Consider the following 21,422-nt stretch of genomic DNA (forward strand, 5'->3'; position numbering starts at 1 on the left):
CCTCCGGCCCGTAGCGCCCGTACTCGCGTTCGCTCCCTCAGTCCTCGGAACCGGTCGCGCCGCGCTGGTAGGCGGTCGGCTGTCCTGGCCGGGCCGCCAACTCGCGGGCGGCCGCCAGGTTCTGGTCGATCGCGGCCCGCCATCGCCCCGGGTCCCGGCGGCGGCGTTCGCGCGCCAGCGCGAGCCCGGACAGCACCGGGCCCAGCCACGCGTCGGCGATCGGGGCCGGAGGTATCCGCAGGTCCTGGCAGGCTCCGTCGCCGTGGATCCGGCGGGCGATCGCGTTCAGCGCCGGCCGGGCCAGTTCGCCGGGGACCTTGAGCACCGCGTGCAGGGCGGACGTCGCCGAGGCCAGCGTCGCGTCCGCGAGCACGGCCGACTCCTCCGTGGCCGGTCCGGTCACGGTCTGGAACACGGCGTCCACGCGTGCGGCGGCCTCGTTGCCCGTGATCCCCTCGACCAGGCGCGCGTCGATCCCCAGCAGGTGGGCGACGTACCACCAGTAGCGGTACAGGTCGGCCTGCTCGCGGCTGCTCAGCCCGAACCCCAGGAGCCCCTCGGCGGTGTAGGCGGTCAGGGTGAAGTCCATCCAGGTCCTGCCCAGGTCGACCTGGTTGATCGGGCAGCCGTCCGCGGAGCTGTCGTAGCCGCGGTTCAGCGCGAGCCTTCGCATGTGCGCGTGCAGCATCCGCACCTCCAGGGTCGCCGCGTAGCCCGGCTGTCCGACGCGGAGGCCGCCGGGCAGCATGGTCTGGGTGAGCCACGCCCCGGTCTCCTGGATGCGCCGCTGCGCGGACTCGACCAGCCGTCCCGTCGTCGTCAGCACCTTGGAGATCGACGGCGACTCGTAGACCCGGATCAGGGAGCCCGCGTTGAGCGCGATGATGTGCACCGGCGGCGGCGAGGTGTAGAACGGCATGGGGCCCCGGTCGAGCAGGGCGTCGTCCACGTAGTCGGGCGGGCTCTCGGTCTGCCGCAGCAGCGCCGCCAGTGCCGGGGGCGGATCGGCGAGGGAGGCCAGCCCCTCCCGGACGCCCTTGTTCACCACCGGCCTGGCCTGCCGCATTCCGATCTCGTGCATCTCGGCGACGACCGCGTCGGCGAGCACGTCACCGGTGGTCAGCGCCCACTGCATGAGATCGGCTCGGGCCCGGCCGAACTGGGCCAGGACGGTCGACCGCCCCGCCCTGCGCGTCGGCCACGGGTCCTGCTCGGTCATGGTCTCTCCTTGGCGGTCTGGTGTTCGCTGTCGGGTTAGCAGTCAGGTGTCGGCCGTCCGCCCGGACCAGGCGGTGTGCCCACGGGCTCCGGCCCGGGCGGACGGCACGGGACCGTGGCCCCGGGCCCGCGAGGGCCCGGTGGTGTGCGGGTCCGGGGCGGCTCAGCCGTGGGCCCCGGCCCTCGCCCTGCCCGGGGAGCCGTGGGCGTCGTCGCTCCCGGCGATGTCGCTCAGCACCTCGGAGGCGGCGAGTTCGTCGCGGGCGGCGAGTCGGTCGAAGCCGTTGACGGCGGGGTAGACGTAGCGGCCCAGGGTCGCGATGAGGACCGAGCCGACGACGAGGACACCCATCAGGACGGGGATGACGGGGTCGTAGGAGCCCAGCAGGTCGTACCCCAGCCCGAGGAGCAGCGGCCCCAGCGCGCTGCCCAGGAGGAACGCGGCCTGGACCAGGCCCAGGATGCGGCCGAAGTAGCGCGTGCCCAGGTAGCGGGTGATGAGCAGGGCGAGCAGATCGCCCTCGATGCCGAAGGCGACGCCGATGAAGGCGACCGCGACGGCGGCGCCGCCGAACGGCGGTTCCAGGAAGAACATCCCGGCGATGGGGGCGATCATCACGATCGGACCGATGACGCACGCGTGCACCCGGTCGAGGATGAGGCCGCCCGCCACCCGGCCCACCAGCGAGGCGAGACCGAAGACGACCAGCAGGGTGGCGGCCTGGTCGGCGCCCAGCCCGCGGTCGGTCATCATCGGCACGAGGTGGACCTGGAGGCCGTAGACGACGACGCCGACCAGCCCCAGGCCGAGCGCGATGGCCCAGAACTGCCGGGTGCGGACCGCCTCGCCGACCGTCAGGCCGGGGAGTTCGAGGCTGACCTCGCGGCCCTCCACCCGGGTCTCCTGGACGAGCCGTCCGCGCACGTGCCGTTCGGCGCGGGCGCGCACGAACAGGGTGACCATCGTGACCGACACCAGGGCCGAGATCAGCGCCATGAGGCCGTAGGCCGTCCGCCATCCGACGCCTTCGATGAGCGCTCCGGCCAGCAGCGGGGCCAGGGCCGAGCCCAGCCCGATGATGCCCGTCACCACTCCGACGGCGAGGGCGCGGTTGTTGTCGAACCAGCTCACCACCGCCCTGGTGGCGGGCACGGCCGTCCCGGCCCCGAAGAAGCCCACGAAGAAGCACGGGACGAGGTAGACCCACTCGACCGGCGGCACCAGCCCGATCAGCGCCATCGAGGCCGCGAACAGCACGAACCCCGGCACGAGGATGTACCGCGCGGCGAAGCGGTCCACGAGCTGGGCGACGATGACCAGGCCGATAGCCATACCGACCGCCGCGACCGAGAAGGCCCCGGTGACGGTAGTGCGGCTGAAGCCGGTGTCCTCCACGATCGGCAGTACGAACAGGCCGATGGTGGCCAGGTACATCTGGGGGCCGACGGCGTTGGCGGTGCCGCTGCCGACGATCACCCACCAGGGGCTCCCGGGTCTGGGCGTGCGGGGGGCGACTGTACTCATGCGGTCTCCGCGGGTCGTGGGGCGGTCGGGCAGGCGGTGGCGGTCAGACGGCGGCGGGGAAGGAGACCCTGGTCAGTTCCTCGGAGACCTGCCAGACGCGCGCGGCCTCCCGCGCGCTGCGCAGCGGCGGGTAGAGCCGCTGCTCGGACGGCGGGCCGCCCAGCCTCCCGAGGCCGCTGGGGCTGTAGAGCGCGCCCGGCTTGGCGGCCGGGTCGGTCGCGGCCATGAGCGCGGGCAGCTTGGACGTCTCGAGGGTGCCCAGCAGGATGCCGCGGGCCGACAGGGCCCGGATCCGTCGGATGTAGGGGGTGTCCTCGCCGCGGCCGATCTCGGGGCGGGCGGCCAGGAGGCTGGTCGGGGCCACCCCGGGGTGGGAGAGGTTGCTGGTGAGGCCCCACCCGTGCGCCGTGCTGCGTCGGTCCAGTTCGAGGCCGAAGAGCCCGAACGCGATCTTGGACTGGCTGTAGGCGCGCATCTCGTTGTAGGAGCGCTCCCAGTTCAGGTCCTCCCAGTTGATGGAGCCGCGCCTCGCGGCGACGCTGATCTGCGAGGTCACCCGCGCCCGACCCGCGCGCAGCAGCGGAAGGAGGTGGCCCACCAGGGCGAAGTGGCCGAGGTGGTTGGTGCCGAACTGGAGTTCGTGGCCGTCGGTGGTGGTCTGCTGGTTCGGGGGTCTCATCACGCCCGCGTTGTTGATGAGGATGTGGATCGGCAGGCCCTCCTCGCGCAGGGTGTCGCCGAGGGCCGCGACCGAGGCGAGGGAGGACAGGTCGAGGCGGCGCAGCGAGACGTTCGCGCTGGGCACCGTCCGCCGGATCGTGGCGATCGCGCCCTCGCCCTTGCGCTCGTTGCGCACGGGCATGACCACCTCGGCGCCCGCGGCGGCCAGCCGCCTGGCCATCGCCAGGCCCATCCCGTCGCTGGCGCCGGTGACCACGGCGCGCTTGCCGGTCAGGTCGGGCACGGTGATGTCGATGGTTCGACGTGGCATGGTCGTTCTCCCTCTTGTCGTGTCTGGATGTCGGCCGCCGGTCCCCGTCGCCGAGCCGGTCCGGTGTCCCCTGTCCGATCGGGTGGTCCGGTGCGGGCGGTTCGGAGCGACTGTTCGTGCGGGTGGTCGTACCACCGTCGGGGACGCCGGTCGCGTTCGCCGGTGACCGCCGCCGAGCGGCGCGCGGCGGCGCGTCGGGGCGGTGGGCGAGCACGTGTCCGCTCGCCTTCCGGGGTCCCGCTCGGGCCTTGGCACCGATCCTGGGCGCAAGGCGCGGACCTATCCAGGACCTCCCGATCACAGGCTCGCCGGACCGCCTCTGCGCCGCTCACGGGGGGATCGGCGGGTCGTGGCTGGCGCCGTCCGCTGGCGGTAGACAGGCCCTACGGACCAGGCAGCACCCGAGGAGAGGGACGTCGTGATCGATCGCACCGGGCTGGCGGAGTTCCTGCGCAACCGGCGTCAGGCGCTGCAACCGGAGGACGTCGGCCTGCCGCGCGGGCAGCGCCGCAGGACCAGCGGGCTACGGCGCGAGGAGGTCGCGTCGTTGTGCCACATGTCGACCGACTACTACTCCCGTCTAGAGCGCGAACGCGGCCCCCAGCCCTCGCACCGGATGCTCGCCTCGATCGCCCAGGGACTGCACCTGTCGCTCGACGAGCGCGACCACCTGTTCCGCCTCGCCGGACACAACCCGCCGCCCAGGGGCGGGTCCAACGAGCACGTCGGCCCCGGTCTCCTGCGTGTGCTCGACCGCCTGGACGACACACCCGCCGAGATCACCACCGAGCTGGGCGAGACCCTGCGCCAGTCCCGGATGGGCGTGGCGCTGACCGGGGACACGACGCGGTTCACGGGGCCCGCCCGCAGCGCGGGGTACCGGTGGTTCACCGACCCCGCCTCCCGGCGGATCCACGCGCCGCAGGAGCACCCGTTCCTGACCCGGACCTACGCCGCGGGGCTGCGTGAGCTCGTCACCCTGCGCGGCCCGCGGTCGCGCGCCGCCGACCTGGCCGACCTGCTGCTGACCCGCAGCGAGGAGTTCCGGCGGGTGTGGAGCGACCACGAGATCGGGATACGTCCCCACGAGGTCAAGCACTTCGTCCACCCCGAGGTCGGCGCGCTGGAGCTGACCTGCCAGCGGCTGGTCGATCCGGGCCAGGCCCACTCGCTGAGGGTCTACACCGCCGTTCCCGGCAGCGAGAGCCACGAGAAGCTCCGGATGCTGTCGGTCATCGGAACGCAGAAGCTCGGCTGAGGCCGGGTCGTACCCGACTCCACGGGGCGGACGCGGAGGCCGGAGCCGCCCGCGTCGAGCCGACGGCGGGGTCGGCGGGCGCCCCCGACTTTCCGCGCACGCCAAGGCGTCGCCGCCGCATGAGGGTCGCCGCCGCGCCGACCCGCGAGGGAATCGGCCGAGAGCGGGCGGACTCCGTGCGTCGCGAGCGGCCGGAGGCCGGAGGCCGGATGCCGGATGCCGGAGGCCGGATGCCGGAGGCCGGATGCCGGAGGCCGGATGCCGGAGGCCGGAGTTCCCGACCGAAGGCGAACCGCAACTGTCGGGCCGCTCCCCCGGAAGGCTCCCTAACGTGGCCGGTGAACGAGAGGGGAACCGGTTCATGCTGACCGATCACGACATCAGGGCCTTCGTCGAGGACGGGTTCGTCGCCCTGCGGGGGGCGTTTCCGCGCGAACTCGCCGACCGGGGCCGGGAACGGCTGTGGGCCGACCTCGGCTGCGACCCCGACGACCCCGCCACCTGGAACCGGCCGGTCGTCCGCCTCGGCGGCTACCACGACCCGCCGTTCCGGGAGGCCGCCACCACCCCCGCGCTGCACGAGGCGTTCGACCGGTTGGTGGGCGAGGGCCGCTGGCAGCGCTTGGGAGGGCTGGGCACCTTCCCCGTGCGCTTCCCCTGCGACGAGGACCCCGGCGACGCCGGATGGCACCTCGACGCCTCGTTCGCCGGAACCCGGGGGGAGCCCCGCGTCAACCTCCGCTCGCGCGGGCGCGCCCTGCTGATGCTCTTCCTCTTCTCCGACGTCGGCCCCGACGACGCGCCCACCCGCATCCGGGTGGGCTCGCACCGCGACGTGCCGCCCCTGCTGGCCGACACCGGTGACGGAGGCCGCGAGTTCATGGACCTGTGCGGCGCCGCCGTCCCGGCCAGCGAGGGCCGCCCCGAGGCGCTGGCCACCGGCGCGGCCGGGGACGTCTTCCTGTGCCACCCGTTCCTCGTGCACGCCGCCCAGCCGCACCGGGGCGCCGCCCCGCGCTTCATGGCCCAGCCGCCGCTGCTGCCCGTGGGGGGACTCGACCTCGGCGCGCGGCGGCCCAGTCCGGTCGAACGTCCGGTCATCGAGGCGCTACGAGCCGGCTGACCCGCGCCGGGGCCGCGCGGTGGTCGCGGCCGTCACGCACCGGCGGGCGACGGCGGTGCATCCAGGACGAAGAAGAGGAAGCCGATCCTGGTCGACAGGGCGTGGAACTCGTCGGGGAACAGCTCACGGGCGGCCGGATCGGGCTGCGGCTCGCTGATGGTGCACAGGCGCAGACCGGCGGCGGTGAAGGCGTCGGTCATCGCGTGCAGCGGCCTGCGCCAGAACCTCAGCGGAACGGTCCGCCCGTCGAACGTGAACTCGTCGCGGTAGCTGGTGGTCGCGAAGTAGTCGGGCCGGGGGTCCTGGACCGCGTAGTCCGTGAACGGGTGCTGCACCGACGCGATCAGCCGACCGCCGGGCCTGAGCACGCGCCGGAACTCGGCCAGCGTCGGTCCCCAGTCCTCCAGGTAGTGCAGCACCAGCGACGCGACCACGTCGTCGAACGCGCCGTCCCCGAACGGGAGGGGATCACTCAGGTCGGCCAGGCGCAGGTCCGCGTCGTCCCCGAGCCGCCGCCGGGCCAGCGCCAGCATTCCGGCGCTGGCGTCGATGCCGGTGACGTCGGCGCCCCGGTCTCGCAGGGCGGCGGACAGGGGACCCGCGCCGCAGCCCGCGTCCAGGATGCGGCGGCCGGTCACGTCCCCGGCCAGGGCCAGCATCGCGGGCCTTTCGTAGTAGGCGTTCTGGATGTTGTTCTCGTTGTCCGCCGCGTATGCCCCGGCGAAGCTGTCGTAGTCGTTCGCCCGGGCCGCATCCGCGGCCTGGACGGGGGTGTGGGGTGCATCGGTGACTCGGTCCATCGCTGGATCCTAGTGTGCGCACGGCCCGCCGGGCGGACCCGGTCACGGTCCGAGTGGGACGGAAGAGGCCGCCGCGGCAGGGATCGCAGTACGCGGGGCCGCGCGAGGGACGGGCACCGCCGCAACCCCGGACGGAGGTTCCGGCTGTCCTTACCGGCATCATCGAGACCCCGGGCCCGCGCAACTCGTCGAGGGGCGAGTCCGTGTCGGCACCGGACACACCGGAGGTTGCTGATGACAGAGCTGTTCGAGGACAGCGACTACTACACCGGTCCTCCTCTCGACGGCGAAATGGTCCGTCGTGCCGAGGCCGACCTCGGCGTGCGGCTTCCCCGCGGCTACGTGGAGGCGCTGCTGCCACGAAACGGAGGGACCCCGCGACGCCGCTGCTACCCCACGTCGTTTCCGACGTCCTGGGCCGACGACCATTTCGAGATCAGCGCGATCCGGGGAATCGGCGGAGACTGGGGAATCGACTCCGCGTCCGACGGGGGAAGCCCGTACCTCATCACCGAATGGGGGTATCCGGAAATCGGCGTGGTGGTCTGCCACACGCCTTCCGGTGGCCATGACACGGTCATGCTCGACTATTCCGGGTGCGGTCCCGCGGGAGAACCCGCCATCGCCTACATCGACGAAGACCGCGTCCCCCGGCGGATAGCGCGGTCGTTCGGCGAGTTCCTCGCGCGGCTGACTTCCCGCGCTTCGGCTGGTTGAGGACGTCGTGAGCCCCGCGCTCACGGAGCACCGAAGCGGGGGCGCTCCCGGACACATCCGGCCGGGAGCGCCCCCGCCCGGATGTGTCCGGCGGCGGCTGGGCCGCGTCCGGGGATCAGCAGCTCAGGTTCGATCCGGTGGTGGTGCCGAGGATCTGGGTGAACTGCGTGAACTTGTCGATGCGGCTCTGGACCTGCGCCGGGTTGCCCCCGTTGCACTCGATCGAGCCGTTGATCGCACGGATCGTCTCGCCGAAGCCGTGGCCGTTGACGATGGCGTTGTGCGGCGTGATCGTGCCGGGTCCGGACTGGGTGTTCCAGTACCAGAGGCCGGTCCGCCAGGCGACCGAGGCGTTCTGCTCGACCAGGTAGGGGTTGTTCAGCAGGTCGATGCCGAGGGCGTCACCGGCGGCCTTGTAGTTGTAGTTCCAGCTGAGCTGGATCGGGCCGCGCCCGTAGTAGGCGGCCTGACCGGCCGGGCAGCCGAAGGGCTGGTTCCAGTCGCAGTAGTGCGGGTAGTTGGCCTCGTTGGTCTCCTTGATGTGCACCAGCCCGCCGGTCTCGTGGCTGACGTTGGCCAGGAAGGCGGCCGCCTCGCGCTTCCGCACCTCGGTGCTGCCGGTGTTGGCGAAGGCCGGGTAGGAGCTGAGGGCGGCGGTGAGGCCGCTGTAGGTGTAGAAGGGGTTCCGGTTCGGGAACATCTGGTTGAACTGGGCCTCGGTGACGACGAACCCGCTGGGGCCGGGCTCCTCACCGCCACCGTCGGTGCCGCAGGGGCCCTGGTCGGTCCAGACCTCGGAGGTGCCGGGACGCTCGTTCTGCGTCCACCACCTGGCGGTGTAGTTGCGGCCGTCGTAGGAGACCTGCCCACCGCCGGTGTAGACGGCGGAGGAGTTCCAGGCCGGCGCGCAGGTGGCGGCGGCCTGCGCGACGGTCACGGGGAGGACGACGAGCACAGCCGCGAGCGCGCCGAGCGCGGCCAGCTTGCTCAGGAGACGACGGATCACGTGTTCACACTCCTAGGGTGCGGCGCGTCGTCCGACCGCGCGCCGCTGGGGGTGCCGCCACCAAAGCAAGGGTGGTCTAGACCTGTCAAGACCAGTAACACGGATCGTGAGGACAAGGTGACAGGAAGACCAGGACGGCGAACCGGCCTCGGGCTCGTCTCCGAGCAGCCGGAAGTCCGCCCTCACACGACGAACGCGCGGCAAGCGCCTTGGACACCCCGCACCCCGGAAGCTTCAAAGAGCGCTGGCGGAAGCGCTGACAGCAGCACCAGCCGCAACTGTCAGCACCCCCACGCCCGTCCTCAGGCGAAGCGCTCCATGACCTGGTCGTAATACCGCTACCCGCGCGAAGCCGCACCGACCGGGACCGGAGGTGCACCCGCCTACGGGTTCAACGTGGACCCCGGCCACGAGCAGGCGCTGATCGCGGTCCAACCCGAGGTGGACGACGCGGTGTTCTTCAGCGGTGCCGTCCCCCTCCGATCGGGGTTTGGCCATACCGCTCGCCCGGCGGGGTCGGGATTGATCATGTTTACCCGCCGTTGGGCGGGTAGAGAGGTGAGTGTGCACCTGCGCGCTCCTCGGGCCGCGGGGACGGCCTCCACGGCCGTACGGCCCGGGATGACGCGGCGCGGGTGCCGGGTCGGCGCCTCTCGGGGGTGAGCGCGCACGACCCGCGCCGGACCGGCGGTTCGGGGGATCCGCGACGGTCCGGCGAGACGCGGGAGCCCCCGCGCGACAACTCTTGTCGCGCGGGGGCTTTTCCCTTGGGTCCGGAGGCGGCTAGGAAATCAGCGGGCGGCAGGATTCATCAACCGACGGGACCATCCGCGCGTGCGCGGGGAGCTCAGCCAACGACCTGCGAACTTACCAGCGGCAAGCAGCCGAATTTCTAACTTCTTGAAAAACAGACACTAGCCACCAAAATCCCATAGGTTACAAAAACCTTAAAAGCCAACAAGCCACGTTCCATGAGACGAACCGTGTCACTTCGACATCCCACAGCAGCCTCGCCCCACAGCAACATAACGCGGTTTATCGGTCCTGACACAGATGACGCCCTCGGGAGCGCCCCCGTTAACGCGCCCCCGAGGTCGAGAGGGAGGAATTGTCAAGACGTGGAGCTTCGCCGCCGCCTGGCGACCCGACTGGAGGGCGTGAACGACCTCCGCTAAGAGCGCTACCTTCAGCTACTCACAGTAGTAGACGACTGGCCTGCTCCGGAGAGTCTGGCTCCGGTGTTCAACTGGTCCGTCCAAGCTCTGCGGGTCCGGGCACAGCAATGGCGGGGCGGCCGCAAGGCGGCATGGGGCGGACGTGGTCGGCATCGGGCGAAAACACCGCCCCATATGATCGGTTGATGGGCGCCCCGATCGAACTCCAGGTAGCCGCGTCGCCGGTCTCTCCCGCCCTCCTCCTTCGTCCCTGGCACATGGGTGACGTTGCCGCGTTGGTCGAGGTGAGCCGAGATCCCGCGCTGCGCCAGTGGGTGAACTCCGTCGTGGACGACGATGCCGACGGGGCACGCTGGGTGCGGGCCCAGCAGCGGGGCTGGGCAGCTGGGAACCGCTTCGGCTTCGCCGTCCTTGAGGTACGACCAGGTTCGGCTCGCGAACAGTTGGCGGGCAATGTGGTCCTCAAGGAAGTCGCCCCCGGCAAACCTGCGGCCGAAGTGGGCTACTGGACCGCGGCGCACGCTCGCGGGCGGGGAGTGGCCTCCCGTGCTCTGGAGGCACTCACCAGCTGGGCCTTCGACACCTTCGGCGCCGACGGGCTGGAGCGTCTCGAACTCCTGCACCAGGTGGACAATCTGGCATCGTGCCGGGTCGCGCGGAAGAGCCGCTACGACTTCGCCACCATCCTGCCCGCGGCACCGCCCTCCTTCCCCCGCGATGGCCACCTGCACATACGGCGCATGAGTGCCTGAAGATCCTCCCGGCTTCCGCGGATCGGCTGGGGCTGCTCACGGAGAGCGTCTCAGGGCTTTCGACGAGGTGGCCTATCGATCGCCCCCCGGGAAGCTACGTGCTCCCGAGTCCGATCCACAGGATCTGCGCACTGCTCGTCGTGGGGCACGGCATGCCCCCTGACAGCCTCCCTTACTTGGCCAGGAAGGCCAGCAGGGCCTGCGTGACCTCCTCAGCATGCGTCCACAGCAGGCCGTGCGGCGCCCCCTCGATCTCGACGTAGTCCGCCGAGGGCAGCAGCGCCGAGAACGCGCGGCCGGTGGCGTCGATCGGCAGGATGTTGTCCGCGGTGCCGTGCAGGATCAGCGCGGGGACGTCGATCTTGGGGATATCCGCGCGGAAGTCGGTGAACCAGGTCAGCGGGGCCGCCGCCGAGGCGACCGCGCCCGAGCCCGCCGCGACGTTCCAACTGTTGCGGACGGCCTCCTCGCTGATGCGGGTGCCCAGGTTCTCGTCCAGGTTGTAGAAGTTCTTGTAGAAGTCGGTGAAGTAGGCGTACCGGTCCGCCTTGACCGCCGCGACGACACCCTCGAAGAAGTCCCGGGGCGCGGCCCCGCCGGGGTTGTCCTCGGTCTGGAGCAGGAACGGCTCAAGGGAGGCCAGGAAGGCCGCCTTGGCGACGCGGGCGGAGCCGTAGGTGCCCAGGTAGCGGCCGACCTCGCCGGTGCCCATGGAGAAGCCGACCAGGACGACGTCGGTGAGGTCGAGGGTCTCCAGGACCGTGTTGAGGTCGGCGGCGAAGGTGTCGTAGTCGTAGCCGGTGGAGGGCTGGGAGGACTGGCCGAAGCCCCTGCGGTCGTAGGTGATGACCCGGTAACCGGCGTCCAGCAGGGCGGCGGTCTGCTTCTCCCAGGAGTGACCGTCGAGCGGGTAGCCGTGGATGAGGACGACGGGCTGACCACTGCCCTGGTCCTCGTAGTGCAGCTCGATCGGAGTGCTGTTCTCGGTTCCGACGGTGATGCGGCCCATGGTGAACCCCTTCTTTCGACGAGAACGGTCGTTCTCATCCGAAGACGTGTGCGAGAACGATCGTTCTCGCTTGCTTCACACCTTAGAGAACGATCGTTCTCGGCGCAAGTACACTGGTGGCATGGACAACGAGGAGTATCGACAGCAGATCGTCGCGGCGGCCGACCGGCTCTACTACACGCGGGGCTTCTCGTCCGTGGGCATGGACCAGCTCCGGGATGCCGCCGGGGTCTCGCTGCGCCGCCTCTACCAGCTCTTCCCCTCCAAGGACGACATCGTCATGGCGGTGCTGCGCAGGCGCAGGCGCATCTGGGCCGAGGGGTTGGACGAGCACGTGAACGCGGCCGGGACACCACGGGAGAAGCTGCTGGCGGTCTACGCGTTCCTGTCCGACTGGTTCTGCGAGGAGGACTTCCGGGGGTGCGGATTCATCAACGCCTTCGCCGAACTGGGGGCGGTCAACTCCGACGTCGCCGATATCGCCCGCGAGCACAAGCTGTCCTTCCAGCGCTACCTGGGCGAACTAGTGGAACGGATCGGTGTGGACCCCTCCCTGGCCGCGCAGCTCGCTCTGCTGGCAGAGGGCGCGCAGACCACCGCCGCGATCACCGGCCAGGCGGAGGCGGCCGACCGGGCGCGCGAGGCCGCCGAGGTACTGATCGACGCGGCCCTGGAGAAGGCGAACCGCGGTGCGGCTGAGAAGGCTTCGCTCCCATAAAGCGGTGTGAACTGCAACCATCCCCGCGTGCGCGGGGAGCACGTCAACGACCTGCAAACTTACCAGCGACAAGCGGCCGTTTTTCCAACTTCTCGAAAAACAGACACCGACCCCATAAACCCCATAAGACCCACGACTCCTCTAACGACCGCCGACCCCGTACGCCGCGAGGAACACCCGGACGCCCTCCTCCGCGTGCTGGCACAATTCCGCCTCCGTCGGAATGGCCTCGTCCCCCAGCAGCATCGCCCGGTTCACCGGCTCCGACATCACCAGCCAGTTGAAGTGGGACGCCGCCCGCGACGGCTCCCCCACCGCCAGCAGCCCCCTCTCCCCCAGCCGGGCGAAGCTCTCCGCCAGACCCTCGATCGCCCGCTGCGGCCCGCACTCGTACAGCACCCGCGCCAGCTCCGGGAACCGCGCGACCTCGCCGATCACCATCCGCCTCAACCGCATCAACCGCGGCGTGAGCACCACCGTGAGCTGCCGCCGCGCGTAGTCCCTCAGGTAGGCCTCCACGTCCTCGACACGGTCGGGCTCGGGCGTCTCGTCGCGGACCACGTCCCCCGCGCCCGAGGTCATGCTGGTGACGATCTCGACGAACAGCCCCTCCTTGCTGCCGAAGTGCTTGTAGACCGTCTGCTTCGACACCCCCGACAGCGCGGCGATCTCGTCCATGCTGGTCCCGAGGTAACCCCCTCTCAGGAAGACCTCCTCCGCGGCGCCCAGGATGGCCCGGCGCTTGCGGGCCGAGCGGCTCAGCTCCTCCTCCGCTGACGGATTCACGCTGTTCGACACCTCGTCTTCGTCGTTCCAGGTTTCGTTTCCACCCTTTTGTCCTATGGGTACCGTACGGTCTAGTTCCACACCACACGCGGTACTGGACGGTCCAGTTTGAAGGTGGACCGAACGCGGTAGCGCGACAGAGGGAACGGGAAAACCACATGTACGTCAAGTTCGCCGAACTCCCCGTCTTCGACCAGGAGCGGGCCAAGGCCTTCTACACCGACCGGCTCGGCTGCACCGTGGCGACCGACGCGCCCATGTCAGACGACGGGTGGCGGTGGATCGAGCTCGGCTTCCCGGGCTCGCGGACCCGCCTGCACTTCCAGCGCCGCGCGGACGAGAACCCGTCCGCGGAGCCGGTCATGGTCCTGGTGACGGAGGACGTCGGGGGCACGGTCGAGGCCCTGCGCGCCAAGGGCGTGGAGATCGTCACCGAACCGGGGGAGGCGATGTGGCAGCCGGGCGTCACGGCCGCCGAGTTCCGCGACAGCGAGGGCAACCGCATGGTGCTCAGCGACAGCTGACCGCCGGGCACGCGAGCGACCGCCGGACACGGGGGAAGAGGCAGGGAGACGCAGACATGTCGCACCACTCGCGCCACTCACCGGGAGCGCACACGCTGAAGGTGCCGGGCGCCAGCATCCACTACGAGGTCCGCGGTTCGGGCCCCGTGCTGCTGATGATCCCCGGCGGCCCGCAGGACGCGGGCGTCTACACCGCCCTGGCCGAGCACCTGTCGGACCGCTACACGACCGTGGCCTACGACCCCCGCGGCAACTCGCGCAGCAGGCTGGACGGCGAGCCCGAGGACCAGCGGGTGGAGGTGCACAGCGACGACGCCGCCAGACTGGTCGCCGAGGTGGGCGGGGGCCCGGCCTACGTGTTCGGCAACAGCGCGGGCGCCCAGATCGGGCTCGACATGGCCGTGCGCCACCCCGAGGCGGTGCGCGCGCTGCTCGCGCACGAGCCTCCCTGCCTCATGCTGCTCGACGACCCCTCCGAGGTGCTCGCGCGCGACCGGGAGGTCTACGACACCTACCGGAGCGAGGGTGTGGAGGCGGCGATCGACAAGTTCATGGCGCTGAACGGCCTGGACGAGGAGGGCGGGGAGGCGCCGGAGGAGGACGGGCGTGAGCCGGAGGGCGCCGCGACGGAAGGTCCGATGCACGAGGACCCCGAGACCTTCGAGCGGGTCAGCGGCAACTTCGGTTACTTCCTGGCCCACGGGCTGATGCCGCTGTCGCTGTACCGGCCGGACGTGGAGGCGTTGCGGGCGGGCGGGGTCCCGGTGACCGTGGGTCTGGGCGACGCGTCCGCCGGGAAGCCCATCCACGCCATCGGGCTCGCGCTGGTGCGGCTCCTGGGCACGGAGCCGGTCGCATTCCCGGGTGATCACACGGGCTTCGGAACCCGTCCCCGCGCCTTCGCCGAAGCCCTGCACGGCGCGCTGGACGGCGTACCGCAGCGGCGCTGACCGACCGGGGCGGCACCGACCGACCGGAGCAGTGTTGGCCGGATGTGGTCGGGACCGCCCCGCCCCGACCACGCCCTTCCCCGACACGGGCCGGGGTTTCGGACGCACACGACCGGACGGTCCGGCACGTCCGCTCCGGCACGCGCCCTGGAACCGGCCCGTGCCGCCCCGCCACTCCACGCGCGGGGCGGGGCGCCGGGCTCCCGGTTCAGTCCCGCCGGACCCCCTCCGGCCAGATGACCTCCACGGGCACGCCCCTCACCCGCGCCGCCTCGACCGCGTCGGCGGTCCCGCCTCTGCCGTCGGCGGGCTGGCCGTCCCAGACCGCGAACATCAGCTCCACCCAGTCCAGAACGGCCTCGTTGGCGTCCTCGTAGGCGGCGCGGCCCGCCCGCCGGTGCGGCATGTAGCGCACCAGCGAGGAGCGCACGAGCAGGTCGTCGAAGCGGTCGAGGTTGGCGGGTTTGACCTTGGCCTCGCGGTAGTCGGCCGAGGGCAGCACCACCTCCAGTCTGCCCCCGACATCGAGCACGGCCTCGGCGAAGAGCTGGTCCGCGCCGCGCGCCAGGCAGGAGACGCCGACCAGCCTGTCGTCGGCGTGGGGGTCGAGTGCCGCCACCAGCGCTTTGCGCACCAAGGTGACGCTGTCGCCGGAAAGATTCGAATGACCGGTGATTCCGATACGAGTCACGTCATCCCTTTCACATTTCGCTGATGGTGCAGCAGCGTATGTGATAACTCATCGCGGACCGCGGCCACCTGCGGGTCGCGGTGGTGCGTGGCGGACTCGGTGTACCAGTCGCGCAGGCGCCTGCGGACCCTGCCCGAGCCCAGGGAGGGTTCGAGGGCCGCGGCCTGGCGCACCACCCGGGCGGCCTCGGCGGGCTCGTCGAGCAGCAGGTAGGTGCGGCCCAGCCCGATGAGGTCGAAGGCGCGGCCGCGCTTGCCGGTGGGCGCGCGCAGCTGGAGCGCCTTGGTGATGTAGGCGGCGGAGGACTCGGCGTGTCTGCGGCGCGCGCCCGGGTCCTCCTGGAGCACCGCGAGGTCGCGGTAGCGGGCGCCGACCACCCCGGCCAGTTCGGCGTGGTCGAAGCCGCCCACCCAGTCGGGCACCTCCTCGCCGTTGGCGCCCTCCAGGAGGTCCTCGGCCTGGATGACGGTGCGGCGGTAGGCCTCCGACCTGCCCATCCGCGCGTAGGACCAGCCCTCGCGCGTGCGCAGCATCGCCCGGACGAGCGCGGGCGCGCCGGTGGAGTCCGCGCTGTCGAGCGCGAGGCGGGAGATGTCCAGGGCGTCCTCGGGCCGGTGCAGGTCGAGCATCTGCCGGGCCATGTCGGCCAGGACCCCGACGCCGTAGGGGCGGTGCTCGGGTCCGGCCTGGTGGAGCGCGCGCAGGGAGAGGGTGTAGTACCGCTGCGCGGTGGGGTGGTCCCCGGCGTCGAAGGACATCGAGGCGACGGTCTTGGACAGTTCGGCCATCACCGCGAACAGCCGGTTCTGCACGGAGGCGGGTTGGGGGGTCTCCACGAGTTCGGACACCTCCGAGAGCTGTCCGACGACGGCCTTGCGGCGCACGCCCAGGCGCCACCGGTCGTTCCAGTGCCGCAGTGCCACGGTGGCGGCCTCGATGCGCCCCAGCTCGGCCTCTCCGATGGTGCCGCGGACCAGGCCGGGGGCGGCCGGGCCGGGCAGCAGCCAGTGTTCCAGCGTCTCCGTCAGCGCGGCGCCCATCAGGAGGGCGCCGCCGACCGCGAATGCGTCTCTGCGTTTCATCAGGTCCTTCAGCGTGATGTCGACGATGTCCTGCGCCGTTCTGGACGCGGACCATAAATCGCCTTCTTGCAGAGAGGATTCTGTCCAGGAAACGCCCTTCGAATACTCGTCACCCGAATCCGCGAGGCCCAGGGTCCGGCGGGCCTCGGACGGCATGGCCAGGCCGTCGGCGATGCGCTGCCACGTGCTGAGCGCGGTGACCAGGCGTCTTCCCGCCATGATCGCACTCACGTGTGGCTGGGCCATGTCGACGGCGGAGCCGATCGTCTGCTGGCTGGCACCGGTGTGCTGTCGGACGAGCCCGAACAGGGCTCCGGCGTCGTGCTCGGCCAGCGACCGCAGGACGTCGGCACGGGCCCAGAAAGCCCGTGACGGGGAAAGACGTGGACCGACCTGGGATTTCGTCATGCATACCGCCGGTGTATATCGGCACGGAATTCCGTCCTCGTGGACGAACGGCGTTACATCTTCCGTAGTAATCCTTACCCGGAAACTCCCGTCCCCGTAATGGACGCAAGACCCTGGTTCGTCCATACCGGGGGCACCCCGAGGAGAAGAGCGGTGACCTCCACCCCACAGGCAGGGCACGGCGGCGGCACGGGCCACGGGTCCGGAGCCGGTGTCGGTGCTGTTCACACGAGTGACAGGCCAGTCCGGCCGCACGGAAGGCGCGGCCGGAGCGGGCGCCCCGGACACGTCGGACACGCCGGACGCACCGAGTACCCCGGACTCGGAGAAGACGCCGAGCGCCCCGGGCACATCGGACGCGTTGGGCGAACCAGCCACACCGGAACCTCTGATCGTCCCGGACGCGTCGAGCACCCCGGGCACGCCTGGCACGCCTGGCACGCCCGGCGGGCCCGGGGCGTCAGCGCACAGTGCGTCAGACGGTGCGGGAGGTGCGGCAGATGATCCCCCCGCACGAGAGGATGGTCGAACGCCTCGTCGAGGAGGGCGCTCTGGCCGCGGAGTGGCGCGGGGCCTTCGCGGCGGTGCCGCGGCACCTGTTCCTGCCCGACGAGATCGCCAGCCCCGAGACGGGCGTGCCCGTCGACCGCTACCGCGGCGAACTGCGGTGGCTGGAGGCGGCCTACGCCGACGTTCCCGTCGTCACTCAGGTCGACGACGGCGCCCGCTACGGCCCAGGAGAGCCCACGTCCTCGTCCCCGGCGCCGTCCTCGGTGGCCGAGACGGTGCAGCGGCTGCGGCTGGCGCCGGGCATGCGGGTGCTGGAGGTGGGCACCGGCAGCGGGTACACCGCCGCCCTGCTCGCCCGGTTCCTGGGCGACGACGCCGTCACCTCGGTGGAGATCGACTTCGAGCTGGCCGAACAGGCGCGGGTGCGGCTGATGAGCGCGGGGCTCACACCGCTGGTGGTCAGCGGGGACGGCATGCGCGGCTGGGCCGGGCGCGCGCCCTACGACCGGGTGGTCAGCGCGGTGACCGTGCAGCGCGTCCCCTACGCCTGGGTGGCGCAGTGCCAGCCCGGCGGACGCGTCCTGACTCCGTGGGGCACCGCCTTCCACCACGGGGTGACCGCCGATCTCGTGGTCGGCCCGCACGGGACGGCGCACGGCCGGTTCACCGGGCACACCGACCGGATGTGGGCGCGCGCGGACCGCACCCCGCGCCACCTGCTGGAGACCTACGTCCGCCCGGACGACGACGAGCACACCACGACTTGCTCCCGGCTGCATCCGGGAGAGGTGGTCGGCGACTCCGACGGAGCCTTCGCGGTGGGGTTGCAGATGCCGGACGTGCACCGGATCGTCCGGCTCGGGGGCGGCCCCGAGGACCCGCGGTTCACGGTGTACCTGCTGGACTCATCGACCTGGTCGTGGGCCTCCTGGCACATCGACCCCGGGCACCGGGACCAGGGCTACGAGGTGCGCCAGCACGGCCCCCGCAGGCTGTTCGACGAGTTGGAGGCGGCCCACCTGCTGTGGGTGGAGGCGGGGCGTCCCGTCCACACCCGGTTCGGACTGACGGTGTCGGCCGAACACCAGCTGGTGTGGCTGGACGACGAGGCCACGATCTTCGCCGCCATGAGGTGACGAGAGGGCAGCGGAGCGCCGGGGCCGCGTACTCCCGGGACCTCCGAGACCTCCGAGACCTCCGAGGACGCCGAGGCATGAAGGCACACAGACACGAGAGAACACCAGGACCCGACGGACCGCGGAGGCCGTTCCCGTGGGAACCGCCCGTGCGGCCGTCGCACGAACCGAGGAGAAGACAGATGACCGTCCTGCCACGCCCACGGCGACCGCTCGACCTGGACAGGCGCTGGAAGCGCCGCAGCTACCCCGCCAACCTGGCAGCCATCCGAAGAGCCCGGGCCGACCTGCGCGCCGACCTGTCGCGGGTCTCGGGCGCCGACGAGGAACTGGTCGCGGCCGTGGTGCTGTGCGCCAGCGAGATGCTGACCAGCACCATGGGTCGGGTCCTGCCCGGCGGAAGCGGGGCGGAGGTGGTGCGCACGCTCGTGCTGCGCCATGACCCCGGCGGACGCCGCGTCCTGCGGCTGTCGGTGGCGGACCGGTGGATTCCGGGAGCCCTGGCGAGCGTGCCGGGTCCGGAGGCGGACCAGGACTGGCGGGAACTGGCACTGGGGCAGGGGCTGCTGCTCATCGGCCACTTCTCCGCCCGCTGGGGAACCCGTCGGGCCGGTGCGCCTGGCGAGGAGGGGGGCCGTGTGATCTGGGCCGAGTTCGACCTGGCGCCTCGGTGGAGCCCGCGCCGGGTGGCGGCGTAGGCGGTTCGGGCCCCGGGTCGGAGCTGGGCCCGGGGCCGGGCTCGCGGACGGGCGCGGTGACCGGGTCCGGAGGCGGGCCGGTGTACGAGCACGCGGACCGGCCCTGGAAGCGGGCCGGCGGACGGGCCCCGGCGGGGGAAGGCCGGGGCCCGACGCGGAACCGGACCGCGGCGGCTCCGACCGGGAACACGCATCGGTACGAGGCGGGCGGCCAGTACGAGGGGTCCAACGCCGCCCCGGCGAACGCCGGGCCTCCCCCGAACACGAAGGGTGTCCCCCGTCACAATCGCGGATTCTTGAGTGTGCCGTGTCGGCATGGTTTCTCCTGGTCTTCGACTCCCCGGTCCCACCGGGCACGAACGAGAGGAACGACATGGCACTTCCCGACCTGATCCCGGTCGAGGACTTCTTCAGCCCGCCCGAGCGCGCCGGTGCGACGATCTCGCCGGACGGCACCCGCATCGCCTACCTGGCGCCGTGGAAGGACCGGCTCAACGTCTGGGTCCAGGACCTGGACCCGTCCGGGAACTTCGACGGCGAGCCGCGCTGCGTGACCGCCGACGAGGCCCGCAGCGTGCAGAGCTACCAGTGGACCGACGACCCGCGCTGGCTGCTCTACCTCCAGGACAGCGGCGGGGACGAGAACTGGCACCTGTTCCGGGTCGACCTGGAGGCCGCCGAGCCCACCGTGGTGGACCTGACCCCCTTCCCCGGCGCCCGGGTCGTCAGCTTCGAGCCCTCCCGGGGAAGGCCGGGGAGGATGACCGTCTCGCTCAACGCCCGCGACGCCGCCGAGTTCGACCTGCACGAGCTGGACGTGGCCACCGGCGAGCTCACCATGCTGGCCCAGAGCCCCGGCGCCGCGAGGATCTGGACGCGGGGCAGGGAGGGCGAGCTGCTCTCCACCACTCTCAACGAGAACAGCGACTTCGAGATCTCCCGCCACGACTCCGCGACGGGCACCACGAGCAGCGTCCTCGTGTACGAGGGCGCCGACTATCCGCTGGGCGTCTTTCCCGCGCAGGTCACACCGGACGGGACCGGGATGTGGATCGGCTCCAGCCGGGGCACCGACCGCACCCGCCTGGTACGAGCCGACATGGCCACGGGCGAGGAGACCGAGGTGGACAGCCACCCGGACTTCGACATCGACACGCGCGCACAGGTCTCCACCCTTCCCCCGCCGCTGATCCTCGACCACCGTGGCGAGCTGCTGGGGGTGCGCTACCTGGGTGAGCGCCAGGTCGTCCACGCCCTGGACCCGCACTTCGCCGAGGTGCTGGCCGAGCTGGAGAAGCTGTCCGAGGGCGACCTGGCCGCGATCTCCTGTGACGACGGCGGTCGGCGGTGGGTCGTGGGCTTCACCCACGACCGCGACCCGGGCGCGACCTGGTTCTACGACCACGCCACCGGCGAGTCCCGGCTGCTGTTCCGCCCCCACCCGCACCTGGACCCCGAGGCGATGGCCCCGATGACGCCGGTCACCATCACCGCCCGGGACGGGCTGGAGATGCTCTCGTACCTGACCCTTCCGGTGGGGGTGGAGCCGGAGAACCTGCCGATGGTGCTGATGGTGCACGGCGGCCCGTGGGCGCGGGACGCCTGGGGCTTCGACCCGACCGTCCAGTTGTTGGCCAACCGGGGCTACGCCGTGCTCCAGGTCAACTTCCGCGGCTCCGTCGGATTCGGCAAGGCCCACATGAAGGCCGCCATCGGCGAGTTCGCCGGGAAGATGCACGACGACCTCATCGACGCCGTGGACTGGGCCGTCGCGCGGGGCTACGCAGACCCGGACCGGGTGGCGGTCTTCGGCGGCTCCTACGGCGGCTACGCCGCGCTGGTCGGGGTCGCCTTCACCCCCGACCGCTTCGCCGCCGCCGTCGACTACGTCGGCATCTCCGACCTGGCCAACTTCATGCGCAACCAACCGGCGTTCGTGCGGCCCGCGCTGGCCAACAACTGGTACCGCTACGTGGGCGACCCGGACGTCCCCGAGCAGGAGGCCGACATGCTGGCCCGCTCACCGATCAGCCGGGTGGACCGGATCACCGCGCCCCTGATGGTGGCTCAGGGCGCCAACGACGCCCGCGTGGTCAAGGCCGAGTCCGACAACATCGTCGCCGCGCTGCGCGAGCGCGGCGTGGACGTGGAGTACCTGCTCAAGGAGGACGAGGGACACGGGTTCGTCAACCCGGAGAACCAGCTCGACCTCCACCGCACGGCCGAGCGCTTCCTCGCCCGCCACCTCGGCGGACGCCGGGACTGAGCCCGGCTGGGCCCGGGTCGCGCGGGGGCGGCCGGGGCCCAGCCCTCCACCGTGTCCCGGCCGGGCCGGACCGACGGCC

19 protein-coding genes are annotated in these 21,422 nt (G+C 71.6%); 10 read left to right on the plus strand and 9 right to left on the minus strand.

What is annotated here, in order from left to right:
* Nucleotides 1–37: 37 nt before the first annotated feature.
* From KGD83_RS19180 to KGD83_RS19190, 3 genes are all read right to left on the minus strand, one after another.
* The gene (locus KGD83_RS19180; RefSeq protein WP_212640493.1) at nucleotides 38–1,219 is read right to left on the minus strand and encodes an oxygenase MpaB family protein; all 1,182 of its coding nucleotides are present in this window, start codon (nucleotides 1,217–1,219) and stop codon (nucleotides 38–40) included.
* 162 nt (nucleotides 1,220–1,381) lie between these two features.
* Nucleotides 1,382–2,743: an MFS transporter gene (locus KGD83_RS19185; RefSeq protein WP_249351951.1), complete on the minus strand. Its 1,362-nt coding sequence runs from the start codon at nucleotides 2,741–2,743 to the stop codon at nucleotides 1,382–1,384.
* 43 nt (nucleotides 2,744–2,786) lie between these two features.
* The gene (locus KGD83_RS19190; RefSeq protein WP_212640494.1) at nucleotides 2,787–3,734 is read right to left on the minus strand and encodes an SDR family oxidoreductase; all 948 of its coding nucleotides are present in this window, start codon (nucleotides 3,732–3,734) and stop codon (nucleotides 2,787–2,789) included.
* A gap of 418 nt (nucleotides 3,735–4,152) precedes the next feature.
* Here KGD83_RS19190 and KGD83_RS19195 point away from each other — a divergent pair, with 418 nt between their 5' ends.
* Complete coding sequence (locus KGD83_RS19195; protein WP_212640495.1) at nucleotides 4,153–4,992, plus strand: helix-turn-helix transcriptional regulator; 840 nt, start codon at nucleotides 4,153–4,155, stop codon at nucleotides 4,990–4,992.
* A gap of 361 nt (nucleotides 4,993–5,353) precedes the next feature.
* Nucleotides 5,354–6,115 carry a phytanoyl-CoA dioxygenase family protein gene (locus KGD83_RS19200; RefSeq protein ID WP_212640496.1) on the plus strand — a complete coding sequence of 254 codons (762 nt, stop codon included), beginning with the start codon at nucleotides 5,354–5,356 and terminating at the stop codon, nucleotides 6,113–6,115.
* Between the two features lie 32 nt (nucleotides 6,116–6,147).
* On the opposite strand, the gene KGD83_RS19205 is transcribed toward KGD83_RS19200, so the two are convergent.
* Nucleotides 6,148–6,915 (minus strand): class I SAM-dependent methyltransferase, encoded by a 768-nt coding sequence (locus KGD83_RS19205; RefSeq protein WP_212640497.1) that lies wholly within the window; start codon nucleotides 6,913–6,915, stop codon nucleotides 6,148–6,150.
* A gap of 234 nt (nucleotides 6,916–7,149) precedes the next feature.
* Here KGD83_RS19205 and KGD83_RS19210 point away from each other — a divergent pair, with 234 nt between their 5' ends.
* Nucleotides 7,150–7,632 (plus strand): SMI1/KNR4 family protein, encoded by a 483-nt coding sequence (locus KGD83_RS19210; RefSeq protein ID WP_212640498.1) that lies wholly within the window; start codon nucleotides 7,150–7,152, stop codon nucleotides 7,630–7,632.
* A gap of 115 nt (nucleotides 7,633–7,747) precedes the next feature.
* Here KGD83_RS19210 and KGD83_RS19215 read toward each other — a convergent pair whose 3' ends face one another.
* On the minus strand, nucleotides 7,748–8,638 hold the full coding sequence (locus tag KGD83_RS19215) for a glycoside hydrolase family 19 protein (RefSeq protein ID WP_047870968.1): 891 nt from the start codon (nucleotides 8,636–8,638) through the stop codon (nucleotides 7,748–7,750).
* 1,360 nt (nucleotides 8,639–9,998) lie between these two features.
* Here KGD83_RS19215 and KGD83_RS19220 point away from each other — a divergent pair.
* Complete coding sequence (locus tag KGD83_RS19220; protein WP_212640499.1) at nucleotides 9,999–10,565, plus strand: GNAT family N-acetyltransferase; 567 nt, start codon at nucleotides 9,999–10,001, stop codon at nucleotides 10,563–10,565.
* Between the two features lie 172 nt (nucleotides 10,566–10,737).
* Here the strand turns inward: KGD83_RS19220 and KGD83_RS19225 are convergent, their stop codons facing one another.
* A complete protein-coding gene (locus KGD83_RS19225) occupies nucleotides 10,738–11,574 on the minus strand; it encodes an alpha/beta fold hydrolase (RefSeq protein WP_212640500.1) in 837 nt (278 codons plus the stop codon).
* 121 nt (nucleotides 11,575–11,695) lie between these two features.
* Here KGD83_RS19225 and KGD83_RS19230 point away from each other — a divergent pair, with 121 nt between their 5' ends.
* Nucleotides 11,696–12,292, plus strand: coding sequence for a TetR/AcrR family transcriptional regulator (locus KGD83_RS19230; RefSeq protein ID WP_212640501.1), 597 nt, complete (start codon nucleotides 11,696–11,698; stop codon nucleotides 12,290–12,292).
* Between the two features lie 141 nt (nucleotides 12,293–12,433).
* Here KGD83_RS19230 and KGD83_RS19235 read toward each other — a convergent pair whose 3' ends face one another.
* Nucleotides 12,434–13,078: a TetR/AcrR family transcriptional regulator gene (locus tag KGD83_RS19235; protein WP_249351952.1), complete on the minus strand. Its 645-nt coding sequence runs from the start codon at nucleotides 13,076–13,078 to the stop codon at nucleotides 12,434–12,436.
* 158 nt (nucleotides 13,079–13,236) lie between these two features.
* Between KGD83_RS19235 and KGD83_RS19240 the strand changes: the two genes are divergently transcribed.
* The gene (locus tag KGD83_RS19240) at nucleotides 13,237–13,602 is read left to right on the plus strand and encodes a VOC family protein (protein WP_212640503.1); all 366 of its coding nucleotides are present in this window, start codon (nucleotides 13,237–13,239) and stop codon (nucleotides 13,600–13,602) included.
* 56 nt (nucleotides 13,603–13,658) lie between these two features.
* Entirely contained in the window at nucleotides 13,659–14,552 is an 894-nt protein-coding gene (locus tag KGD83_RS19245) for an alpha/beta fold hydrolase (protein ID WP_212640504.1), read from the plus strand.
* 208 nt (nucleotides 14,553–14,760) lie between these two features.
* On the opposite strand, the gene KGD83_RS19250 is transcribed toward KGD83_RS19245, so the two are convergent.
* Both KGD83_RS19250 and KGD83_RS19255 read right to left on the minus strand, forming a co-directional pair.
* Complete coding sequence (locus tag KGD83_RS19250; RefSeq protein ID WP_013152317.1) at nucleotides 14,761–15,243, minus strand: hypothetical protein; 483 nt, start codon at nucleotides 15,241–15,243, stop codon at nucleotides 14,761–14,763.
* Nucleotides 15,240–16,733 (minus strand): helix-turn-helix domain-containing protein, encoded by a 1,494-nt coding sequence (locus tag KGD83_RS19255; protein ID WP_212640505.1) that lies wholly within the window; start codon nucleotides 16,731–16,733, stop codon nucleotides 15,240–15,242. Before KGD83_RS19255 ends, KGD83_RS19250 begins: the two co-directional genes overlap by 4 nt.
* A 500-nt stretch (nucleotides 16,734–17,233) precedes the next feature.
* Between KGD83_RS19255 and KGD83_RS19260 the strand changes: the two genes are divergently transcribed.
* The 3 genes from KGD83_RS19260 (at nucleotide 17,234) to KGD83_RS19270 (ending at nucleotide 21,343) form a co-directional block, all read left to right on the plus strand.
* Nucleotides 17,234–18,379 carry a methyltransferase domain-containing protein gene (locus tag KGD83_RS19260; protein ID WP_212640506.1) on the plus strand — a complete coding sequence of 382 codons (1,146 nt, stop codon included), beginning with the start codon at nucleotides 17,234–17,236 and terminating at the stop codon, nucleotides 18,377–18,379.
* A gap of 182 nt (nucleotides 18,380–18,561) precedes the next feature.
* On the plus strand, nucleotides 18,562–19,077 hold the full coding sequence (locus KGD83_RS19265) for an ATP-binding protein (protein ID WP_212640507.1): 516 nt from the start codon (nucleotides 18,562–18,564) through the stop codon (nucleotides 19,075–19,077).
* Between the two features lie 373 nt (nucleotides 19,078–19,450).
* Nucleotides 19,451–21,343, plus strand: coding sequence for a S9 family peptidase (locus tag KGD83_RS19270; protein ID WP_212640508.1), 1,893 nt, complete (start codon nucleotides 19,451–19,453; stop codon nucleotides 21,341–21,343).
* Nucleotides 21,344–21,422 lie beyond the last annotated feature (79 nt).

The sequence above is a fragment of the Nocardiopsis akebiae genome, assembly GCF_018316795.1.
GTDB lineage: Bacteria > Actinomycetota > Actinomycetes > Streptosporangiales > Streptosporangiaceae > Nocardiopsis > Nocardiopsis dassonvillei.